Origin of the sequence: Halorhodospira sp. M38 (genome assembly GCF_022227985.1) — a bacterium.
GTDB classification, from domain to species: Bacteria; Pseudomonadota; Gammaproteobacteria; order Nitrococcales; family Halorhodospiraceae; genus Halorhodospira; species Halorhodospira halophila_A.
In genome coordinates this window covers 232706-242203 of record NZ_JAJNQP010000002.1, presented here as the reverse complement: position 1 = coordinate 242203, position 9498 = coordinate 232706, and the positions used below count along the sequence as shown (strand labels likewise).

Here is a 9498-nt window from a genome sequence, read left to right as displayed (position 1 = left end):
CTGTACTACAGCGTCTGAGTAGCGCATGGAGCCCGGTGCGGCAGCCCGCTGCCGCACCCGGCTCCATCCGCGGCGTCAATCCCGGCCTCTAAGCACCCTCGAAGAGGGTGCCACAATCGATCAGCCGACCCCGGCTCCGCGACTACACTCTTAGGTGGATTGTGGAGCGGGAGCGCCCTTCAGGGAGGAGGAGCCGGGGTGGCGGTTTCGATTAGTGTTGTCATTCCATACTTCCAGGAAGATGGCCAATGCCTGGTGCGAGCCCTGGAGTCGGTGGCCGCGCAGCGCGGCCCTTTCCTCAAGCAGGTGATCGTCGTCGATGACGGTTCGCCTTGGGCGGCTGAAAACGTGCTGGCCCAAGGGGGCGTCCCGGTCGGCCTGAATGTCAGGCTGCTAAGGACAACGAATGCCGGGGTGGCTGCCGCACGCAATCGGGGCTTGGATGAGGTGCTGACGGATTGTGACTACGTCGCTTTCCTCGACTCGGATGATGTCTGGACGGAAGATCATCTCGCCCGCGCCGTCGCTTGTCTCGGCCGCGGCTACGATGTGTACTGCGCTAATCTGATTCGGGCCGGGTGGCGAAGGGATTTCTTCGCCCTGTACCGACAGTTCCGTCCTGAGGAGCACCGGCCCGTGCCCGGATGTTCGGATGTTTACGAGGTCAGTGGCGCGGTCTTCGACCGAATCCTGCGCAACAACTTCGTGGGTACCTCGACGGTGGTGTTCCGATGGTCGAAATACTCGGAGTTGCGTTTCGAAGCCGATTTGCGTGTCCACGAGGATTGGGTCTTCTGGCTAAATCTGGCCCGTAGCAGCGATGCCTTCGTTGTTTCTGCACACGTCGAGGCTCGCTACGGGCAGGGGGTGAACCTCTATGCGAGTGCCGTCGGCTGGGACGCACCGCGTGCCATGGAGGTCGCGTTCTGCGGTGTCCTGCTCGAGAAGCGGATCGTCAGCCTGTTTGGATTGTCTGCGGCGCAGCGGGCATGGGTGCGTCGGCGGCTTGCTCGGCGCAGGCTTTATTGCGGGATGTTACTGCTGCGCCGGCTGCGCCAGAGGCAACGGCTCGAGGCGGCACGGCGATGGCTGCGCCGTGACCCCTGGCTGCTGGTCCACCTGCCGATCTCACTGCTGTGGCTGGTGAGGGGGCGACTGGCGGGGCGCGGGGCGTTGTAGTCTCGCCGCGCCAGGGTCAGCGCATCATTGCCAGGCTGCGTCGTAGCCGCTCCAGGCCGCGCATCCACCATCGGACCGCCACAGAGCTCAACTGCAGGGATCCTTCCGGCCAGTGCGTCCAGGCAAGGCTGGGGAAGCGCCACTTGAGGATAGAGCCGTCGATGGAGCGCAAGGCGACCTCAGCCAGGGTGTAGCGGCGTGCTAACGGTTGCGTGGCCGCGTTACCGGCGCGGCCATCTTCAAAGGGCAGCTGTCCCCAATACTTGGCCTCGCAGCGGGTTGGTGTTCGCATCAGCAGGGTGACGGCTCCTAGCACTGCCTTGCGGGCCGAGCCTCGCGGGTCGAAGTGGGGGCCCTGCGCGGGGAGGGTGGCCACGAATTCCAGAAGGCGGTTCTGGAAACCCGCAACGTCCCAGTGATGCGCGATCGGTGAGGGCGGATCAAGATGAACCTGAACGCCGTTTTCCGTGGGGGTATACCCAGAGACCGAGCCGTGCGTCGCGGTACAGAAGAGCTGCAGCGCCGTGTTGAGTCCCCGCGGGGGTGGTGGGGTTGCTCCGCGCTGGCGATCGTAGAGGAAACACTCCACGCGCTCCAGCCATTCGTGGTCGGGATCGCTGGACGCTTCCAGGCCGGCGACGAAGAAACGGGGCCGGCTCCGGCTGTGTTGCTTGCACAGTGTATCCAGGGCACGCAGCTGGCTGCCGACCCCGCCTAGGTCGACAAAGGCGATGCGGTGGCCATCGAGCACGCCTTGCTCGCGCAGGTAGGTGAGCAGGGCGGCCCGTCGTCGGGTCGCTTGTTCAAGGATCCGCTCGGACCAGGCGGGGTCCTCGGCAAGCTGCCGTACGGTCGCCAGCGTGCGCTCGTCGATCCGCGAGCGCGCGGTGATATTCGGATCGGCGAGGATTTCGGCGACGGTCCTTGTTTCAGTATCAGGAAGGTTGAGAAGTTCAAGGATATCCCCCAGCGGGCGTCCGATCGCATCCCGAAAGATCCACGCCAGCTCCGCTTCGCCGGTCTGCTCGACGGCAGCGAGATTGGTCGACCGGCGGCTGACTAAGAGGTAGCGAGCTTCCAGGGGTGTGTCCAGGCGCGGATAAAGGGCCTGGGCCATGCGCGCGAGGATCTCTCCGTCCCGAGCCAGGAAGTAGACTCGTTCCAGGCCCAGAGCCTCTGAACGGCGCAGAATCCAGACCAGGTAAGCCGTCAGCAGCGGTGCCGCTACCCCGGTGACCGCGTCGATGGCACCTGGTTGTACGTCCGGCGAATGGTTGCAGCGGATACGCCGGCTCGTGGCCGCAAGAACGGAAGTGAGTCCGTTCGAATCCCAGTGGTGCGCTGCGAGCAAGGATTCGTAGCGGTTGAATCGGCCCCCTCGAAAGTGGAGGGTGCGTAGGCCCTTGCGCCTGGCAACCCGTACGTCGCTGTATGGGTTGTCCCCGACGTGCAGGACTGCGTGGGCGGGCAGCCCTAGCTCCATCAGGACCATGTCGAAGAGCCGCCCGCTGTGCTTGGTCGCACCGTAATGCGAGGAGAGGAAACAGCGTGCCCCTTGCGGGAGCAGGCCGTGACCGGCGAGTACAGCGCGAATGAAACTTTCCGGGAGGTAGGTGTCGGAGGTGTAAACCAGTTGCACCCCGCGAAGATGCGCTAGCCGGATCCAAGCGTGGGAGCTGCGCAAGGGGTGCAGAGCAATGCGCTCCAGCGCGAGTTCTTGATCGATTAGCGGGGGGATTTGTTCCTCGGTCAGGCCGAGTTCTCGGCCTAAGGCTGCGTAGATGGTCTCCAAGGTAAAAGTGCGCTCACGGTCCTCGCGCTGCCAGCAGTCTCGTTCGACACTTTGACGCAGGCGAGCGAACACCTCCGGCGTACAGGGGATGAGCCCCTCCTCGGACACTCTTGTCCCCAGAGCCAGATAACCGGACCCCGGAGGACCGTAGGCACGAAACAGCAAGGTGTCGAACAGATCCAGCGACAGTGCCGAGATGCCGCGGGCAGCCTGCTCCATGTCAGCGGGCAGGGCCTCCGCCCGGAAGGGGAAGGTGCCGACGTTGTGCTTTTCCATGGGGAGGGGCACGCTGATCTTCCATCTCCAGTGGTGCTGGGACAGGCGACTCCTGAAAGGAGTCTAGCCGGTATCGCGGCGTGCGCTCCCTGACTTGCCGCAGTACTCATGGTGAATTGACGCCCGGCGGCTCGGTGCATAAAATGCGCGTCACCAGTTGCGGGGTGGAGCAGTCAGGTAGCTCGTCGGGCTCATAACCCGAAGGTCGCAGGTTCAAATCCTGCCCCCGCTACCAGTCAGTCATCGAGATGAGCCCCCGCTCAGCGCACACGTGCAGTGTTCGCCGATCGGGGGTTCTTTTCGTTTCAGGGAGTGCATGACCGATGGCGGAAACTGCTGCGAGACGGGGGGCGGTGCCGACTTGGCTGATGGTGGTTGCCTATCTGAGCGCCGTGTTCCTGCCCACGCTGGGGCTATTGCTCGGTATGTATCTGGGCTACCGCCGAGTGCTGCTTCACGCCTTTGTGGTCGTCGGCATCAGCACGATCGTCGGATTCTTCTGGTATCCGATGGTGTTCGGATGATCATTCGGCGGCGGTCAGCCCCCTGTTGCTGACCGCCGCAGGAACAATCCTGGGACCTAGTAGAGCACCAGGTCCTGCCCCCAGCCGCCGAAGACCTCCAGCACATCTTCAAGCTCTTCGTCGATCCGTTCTTCCAGGCCACTGCGGCTACCGAAGGCCTCCAGGACCGAGTCCGGGCAGCTGATGATCTTGTAGGGAAAGCTCCCTTCCCCCGGTCGGCCGAAATAGAGGGAGACCCCCTCCAGCTCCCCGTCGAGGAACTCGATGTAGTCCAGGGTATCCAGCTCGTCGAGGAAGAACCGGTAGCTGTGTTCCGACCAGACCACGTAGCCCCGCTCCCAGTCGTCCTGGGGGGTGGACGGTGGTGCAGCGGCGCCGGCCAGATTGGGGTTCTTCAGCTGGCGCAGATACTGGCGTAAGGCGCGCAGATCGCCGAGCCGGACCTCGCGGTCGCAGGTCTCGCGCAGGGCGCGGAAGTAGCCTGTGGCCGCCTGGTTGATGAGCGCCGCCACGATCAACAGCCGGCGATAATCGGGTACATCGGGGTCGATCACCTCCAGGTCGCCGCGCGCCCCCAGGACATCACCGAAGATCGGGTCCATGAGCTGGTGCAGGGTGTATCCCCAGAGGACGATGGCGCCGATCGTCAGGCCCAGCAGCGCCACTCCCACTGCCTCTTCGCTGGCGTTCATGAAACCTGCGATCTGGGGCTCGTGGCGAGTCGCCAGCACTAGGACGGCGGCAACCCCCAGCGCACCCAGGAACAGCAGGGTGCGCTCCCGGGCCCGCACCCGCATGCGCTCCTGGAACGCCCCCAGCTCTTGCTGCTCGGGGGGATCGCTATCGGCCACGCGGTCGGCGTTGAAGGGGCCTTCCGGGTGCGGGGGGCGATCGTAGCGCTGACGCATGTAGGGCTGCTCCTCCTGCCTGGTCATGTCGGTCGGGGATGGGGCGGCGGCCCCGCCTTATACTATTGCGGCGATCGGGGCGTGGCCATGCGTGAGCCGCGAATCAGGCCGGGATGCGACCAACTGCCGGGTGGGCAGAGCCGGACGGCAAGTCCGCCGGGGGCGGCTATGCTTGTCAGGGTGCGGATCGGACGGGCCGGAGGGAGCAGTCACCCGCTCATGAAGGCGCAGGCAATCTACCGGATCCAATCCGATCCGGCCATCTATCTCTCCATCGGTACCGCCAACTGGCGCTATCTCGATCACAGGGGCACCGATACCGGCTATCTCCTCGCCCATCCGATGTGGTATCTCGGCCTCGGCGGTGTATGGCGTTACTTGCGCGAGGCGCGAGCACTGCGCCGGCGAAACATGGTCCTCATCCTGCTCAATAACTCGTTGCGGGAGCATCGCATCGCACGCCTCTGCGGTCTGCGCTCGCGATTCATCAGCCAGAACATGAACGTCTGCGAGCACGCCTTCCGGATTCGGGATGAGCCCAAGCGGTGGGATGCCGTCTACATTGCTGCGGCGAAACCCTACAAACGCCTGCATTTGGCGGGCCTGGTCGAATCGCTGCAGGTGATTACCTACTTCTGGCCGGATGTTCGCAATGCCGCCGGGAAGTGGGACCTGCACGCCTTCGAGCCTGCCATCCGTCAGGCGGCGTTCAACGAGGACTGGATCAGTGATCCGGAGGAGATCGGTCGAAGAGTCAGCGCGAGCCGCTGCGGGCTGGCCCTGTCCCGCAAGGAGGGTGCGATGCTCGGCATGATGCAGTATCTCTACGCCGGTTTGCCGGTGGTTTCCACCCCTTCGCTGGGCGGGCGGGATGTCTTTCTGGATCCGCGCTACTCGGTAATCGTCAAGCCCACTGCCAAGGCCGTTCGCGACGGCGTGCGCGAGATTCTCAGCCGACGGATACCGCCTGAACAAGTCCGCGCCGCCGCGTTGGCCCGCGTGGATACGGAGCGGCGCAAGCTCTATGCCCTCTGCCGGGAACTGAGCGGCGATCCAGGGGGGCGCTATCCGGACTACGCCAGCTTCCACGGCCACGTCTGGGGCGGTCCGGAGGGGCTGGCCCGGATTCGAATCCATTAACCGGAGGCTGCCAGGATTTTGGCCTACCTTGCCATCCAGCCGGGCGGCTCGCGCTGCGGTGCGGATCGTCACCGGCAGAGTGTCGACCAGGATTCCGGCAGGAGGGGGGCGCTCGAAGCGGGGTGGTCCTGGTGCGAGGGGCGTCTGCAGGTGTGGGGGGATCGTCTCGGCATGATCCCGGTGTTTTACGGTTTTCAGGAGGGCGGGGTGATCGTGGCCGACAACCTCGCCGAGCTCTGTCGCCACCGTGCCACCCCCAATCGCCCCAATGACTCGGGCATCGCGGTGTTCCTGCGCCTGGGTTATTTCTGCGCTAACCAGACAGTGGTCGAGGGTGTCTATGTCCTCGGTCCCGGCGAGCGGTGGTCGTGGTCACCGGGTCAACCCCCGGCGGCGGATGGCGCGGTGAGGTACCCGCGCTTCTGCGTTGTCCGCGATGCGGGCGATCGTCTCGAGCGGTTGGCGCAGGCGGCATTTGCCGAGGCCATCACTGCCCGGGCCCCCGATCGAGTCGCGACGTTGCCCCTTTCCGGGGGGCGCGACTCGCGGCATATCCTGCTGGAGCTTCACCGTCAGCGAGTCCCGGTCGAGCGTGTCGTATGCGGCCATCGCCTGTTCAAGAATGAGCTCGGTGTGGCTGCCGGTCTGGCCGCGCGCCTCGGCCTTGCCCTGGAGGAGGCTGGCTGCCTGGATGAACACGAATTGGACGGGGCACTCGAGGCCGAAAAGAATCGACGGACGCACTTTGCGTCGGACGAGCATACTTGGTACTTGGCGGTCGCTGCGCGGCTACGGGGGGCGTATCTCGACGGTCTGGGGGGCGATATGCTTCTCAACGGGCTGCAGTTCAGCGCGAGCCTTGCCGAAGCCCTGCGCCGTGGGGATGTCGATGCGGCTGCGCATCGGTTATTGGCGGCTGGTGCGGACTGGGGGCAGGTGCTGCAGGGGCCCTGGGCGGAGCGCTGGTCCGCGGCGCAGGCTCGGGCAGCAATCCGCGAAGAGCTGGCCCGGCACGTGGACGCTGTCTGCCCGGCACGCTCGTTTCGTTTCTGGAACCGCACCCGCCGGGAGATTGCGCTCATCCCGGTTGCCCTGCGGCCGGTTGGCTCCAGGGTCGGGTTGCCGTTTCTGGATCCGGCGATCCTTGAGCTGGGCCTTGGGAGACCGGAGGGCAGGGCCGAGGACGAAGTTGGGTTGCACGATCGGGTTATCGCCCGGGCCTATCCGGCGCACCGCGGCGTCCCCTATGGGGCATACGGCGTCACAGCCCGGGATCTCAATCGGCGCAGCCGGCGTCGGCTCTACGGCGCGCGGCTGGCTGAGGGTGCCATGCTGGCTCGGGGGGCCCCGCAGTTGAGCCGCGGGGGATATCTCAGAGCCCTGTGGGGTCGGTGGACGGTGCAACCTAGATATCTCTGGTGGCAGCCGGCGATGCAGTGCATCGTGCAGGCGTTCCGCGAGCTGGAGCTGGCAGGTCCAGAGATCGGTGCCAGGCGTGTTCCATCCGCAGGATCGGGTGGGGGCTGTCCGGCTTTGGGCGATGGTCGGGCAGGATGATCGACGCTGTTATTACCTGGGTGGATGGGGACGATCCGGGTCACGCTCATAAACGGGCCGCTTACGCCAAGTTGGCTGAGCCTGGCCGGATGCCCGCCGGTCTGGACGAATCCCGGTTTCGCACCTCCTTCGAGCTTTACTATTGCGTGCACCTGATCCGCAGGCATATGGACTGGATTGATCGTATCCACTTGGTCACGGACGGGCAGCGTCCGGAATGGCTCAGTGACAAGGTGGCCCAGGGGCTCGGCCTAGCCGTCGTGGATCACAGTACGATCTTCCGCGGGTTCGAGGACGTGCTGCCGGTCTTCAATTCGAAGTCTATCGAGGCGGTCCTGCACCGGATACCCGGCCTCGCCCCGGCCTTCCTCTACTTCAACGACGATATCTTTGTCCTGCGTCCCACGCCGCGAGAGGCCTTCTTCACGGCGGCCGGAGCACGCTGGCGCGGGCGGTTCCACTACGGGTTTCGCCTCGAGAACTGGGTGAGTGCGCTGCTGGGCGCGGGCGGGGTGGAGCGTGAGGCGTCTTACCTCAAGCCGGGGCGCGAGCGGGAGTTTCTCGGGCGCAAGATCACGTTCCAGTGTGCCCACTCTCCGCATCCGTTCTTCCGGGATGTTCTCGCCGATTGTTTTGCGCAGGAGTCGTCTCTGAGACACCAGATCGCGTATCGGTTCCGCAGTCACGAGCAGATGACCATACCCAATCTGGTAGCTAATGCCGCGTTCATGCGGGGAGCAGCCGTCTGGGGGCGGGACGACTGGGGCTATGTCCACGGTCGGTTCGATGGCGACGACGCTGTCCTGGGCGTTTTGGAGCGGGTACGTTGCGATGCGGGAGTCCGTTGCCTCTGTGTCCAGGAGGCGGATCAGATGACGCCCTTATCCCGGCTGCGGGTGGAGCGACTGCTCGCCGATGCCCTGAGCCGGAGTCGCCTGGACGCGGTTCAGTGATTCGAGGAATCGCTCGACAATGTGTTTCGGTTGGATCTCGGCGCGCTCGGCATAAGCGAGCGATCGCGCGGCGATCTGCGCGTAGGCGGTTGGGTCTGACCAGAGTTGATCGAGGGCGGTCAGCCAGTGCTCGATCGGCGCATCCGGGGGCAGGAGCAGCCCACCCGGGCCCACGGATTCGGGCAGACCGCCCGAAAGACTGGCCAGGACCGGGATGCCGCTGAGATGGGCTTCTGTCGCCATTCGTCCCCAAGTCTCGATCCACTGGCTCGGGGCGCAAATGAGTCGGGATCTGCGGTAAAGCGGTCGGGGATCGCGGGTGGTGGCGAAGGTTCGCACGTTGCTGAGCCGCCGGGTGCGGGCGCGGAAGTCGGCACGTTGTCGCCTGTCTAGCCCCCAGGTGTCGACGATCCAGAACGGGACTTTCGGGCGTTGTTGTGCCAGTTTGAGGGTGATGTCGATTCCCTTCCTGGGGGAAGGGTTCAGGTGCAAGACGACCTCACGGGTGGAATGGACACGGTAGCGCTCCGGGTGAACCAGGGGCCGAATCACTTCGCTGAGAAGGTTGTTGCGTTCCCGGAAAAACGACTGGGTAAAAAGAGAGTTGGAGATGTATAGCAGGCGAGGGTGGATGAACGGATCAATGGCGAATGTGTCCTGCGTGGTGTCGTGCAGATAGGCAACGCAGGGGAGACCAGCCTCGATCAGGGCCCTTGCTGTCCGGCTCGTCTGACCAACCTCGGCGACGGCGACTTCGGGCTGGAAGCGCTCGATGGCTTCCGGGATACCGTTTATGGGATCGTAACCGCGATAGGTGGCATAGCCGAGACGGTGGTCTTCGATAAACGGTTTTTCCCCCGCCAGAGCAGCTTGAATGCGCGTGCGCCAGAACAGCGGTCCCCGGGGCTTAAGGGCGCATAGCACCGCGGTCTCATGACCGCGTTCCTGTAGGGCGTGTGCCATTTCATCGATACAGCTATTCGCCCCGCTTGCGCGTTGGGGGATGTGGCTGAGGGTCGAAACAAAGAGGATCCTCATGATCAAGCAGACATCTGCGGAGCTGCCAGGACGCAGACTGGTGAAGGCCGGCCCGCGCGGGTGACATGGAGGCCCGGGCTTGGGCCACCGATCAGCACTTCCATGCTCGGTAAGGATAGGATCGCCATGCT

The 9498-nt window shown here is 64.7% G+C and carries 8 protein-coding genes and 1 tRNA gene; 6 read left to right on the top strand and 3 right to left on the bottom strand.

What is annotated here, in order from left to right:
- Positions 1-198: 198 nt before the first annotated feature.
- Positions 199-1179: a glycosyltransferase family 2 protein gene (locus LRA98_RS02745; RefSeq protein ID WP_238632931.1), complete on the top strand. Its 981-nt coding sequence runs from the start codon at positions 199-201 to the stop codon at positions 1177-1179.
- A 16-nt stretch (positions 1180-1195) separates the two neighbouring features.
- Here the strand turns inward: LRA98_RS02745 and LRA98_RS02740 are convergent, their stop codons facing one another.
- The gene (locus LRA98_RS02740) at positions 1196-3247 is read right to left on the bottom strand and encodes an HAD family hydrolase (RefSeq protein ID WP_238632932.1); all 2052 of its coding nucleotides are present in this window, start codon (positions 3245-3247) and stop codon (positions 1196-1198) included.
- Between the two features lie 158 nt (positions 3248-3405).
- Here LRA98_RS02740 and LRA98_RS02735 point away from each other — a divergent pair.
- Together LRA98_RS02735 and LRA98_RS02730 are read left to right on the top strand one after the other, a co-directional pair.
- Positions 3406-3482 (top strand) — tRNA-Met (locus tag LRA98_RS02735).
- A gap of 88 nt (positions 3483-3570) precedes the next feature.
- A complete protein-coding gene (locus tag LRA98_RS02730) occupies positions 3571-3771 on the top strand; it encodes a hypothetical protein (protein WP_201242216.1) in 201 nt (66 codons plus the stop codon).
- 56 nt (positions 3772-3827) lie between these two features.
- Here the strand turns inward: LRA98_RS02730 and LRA98_RS02725 are convergent, their stop codons facing one another.
- A complete protein-coding gene (locus LRA98_RS02725) occupies positions 3828-4679 on the bottom strand; it encodes a hypothetical protein (protein WP_201242217.1) in 852 nt (283 codons plus the stop codon).
- A gap of 219 nt (positions 4680-4898) precedes the next feature.
- Here LRA98_RS02725 and LRA98_RS02720 point away from each other — a divergent pair, with 219 nt between their 5' ends.
- The 3 genes from LRA98_RS02720 to LRA98_RS02710 are packed head-to-tail and all read left to right on the top strand — an operon-like array spanning position 4899 to position 8329.
- The gene (locus LRA98_RS02720) at positions 4899-5819 is read left to right on the top strand and encodes a hypothetical protein (protein ID WP_201242218.1); all 921 of its coding nucleotides are present in this window, start codon (positions 4899-4901) and stop codon (positions 5817-5819) included.
- A gap of 18 nt (positions 5820-5837) precedes the next feature.
- Positions 5838-7376: a hypothetical protein gene (locus LRA98_RS02715; protein WP_238632933.1), complete on the top strand. Its 1539-nt coding sequence runs from the start codon at positions 5838-5840 to the stop codon at positions 7374-7376.
- Entirely contained in the window at positions 7373-8329 is a 957-nt protein-coding gene (locus LRA98_RS02710) for a Stealth CR1 domain-containing protein (protein WP_238632934.1), read from the top strand. Before LRA98_RS02715 ends, LRA98_RS02710 begins: the two co-directional genes overlap by 4 nt.
- Here the strand turns inward: LRA98_RS02710 and LRA98_RS02705 are convergent.
- Positions 8258-9367: a glycosyltransferase gene (locus LRA98_RS02705; RefSeq protein ID WP_238633021.1), complete on the bottom strand. Its 1110-nt coding sequence runs from the start codon at positions 9365-9367 to the stop codon at positions 8258-8260. The two genes, LRA98_RS02710 and LRA98_RS02705, sit on opposite strands and share 72 nt — an antisense overlap.
- Positions 9368-9498 lie beyond the last annotated feature (131 nt).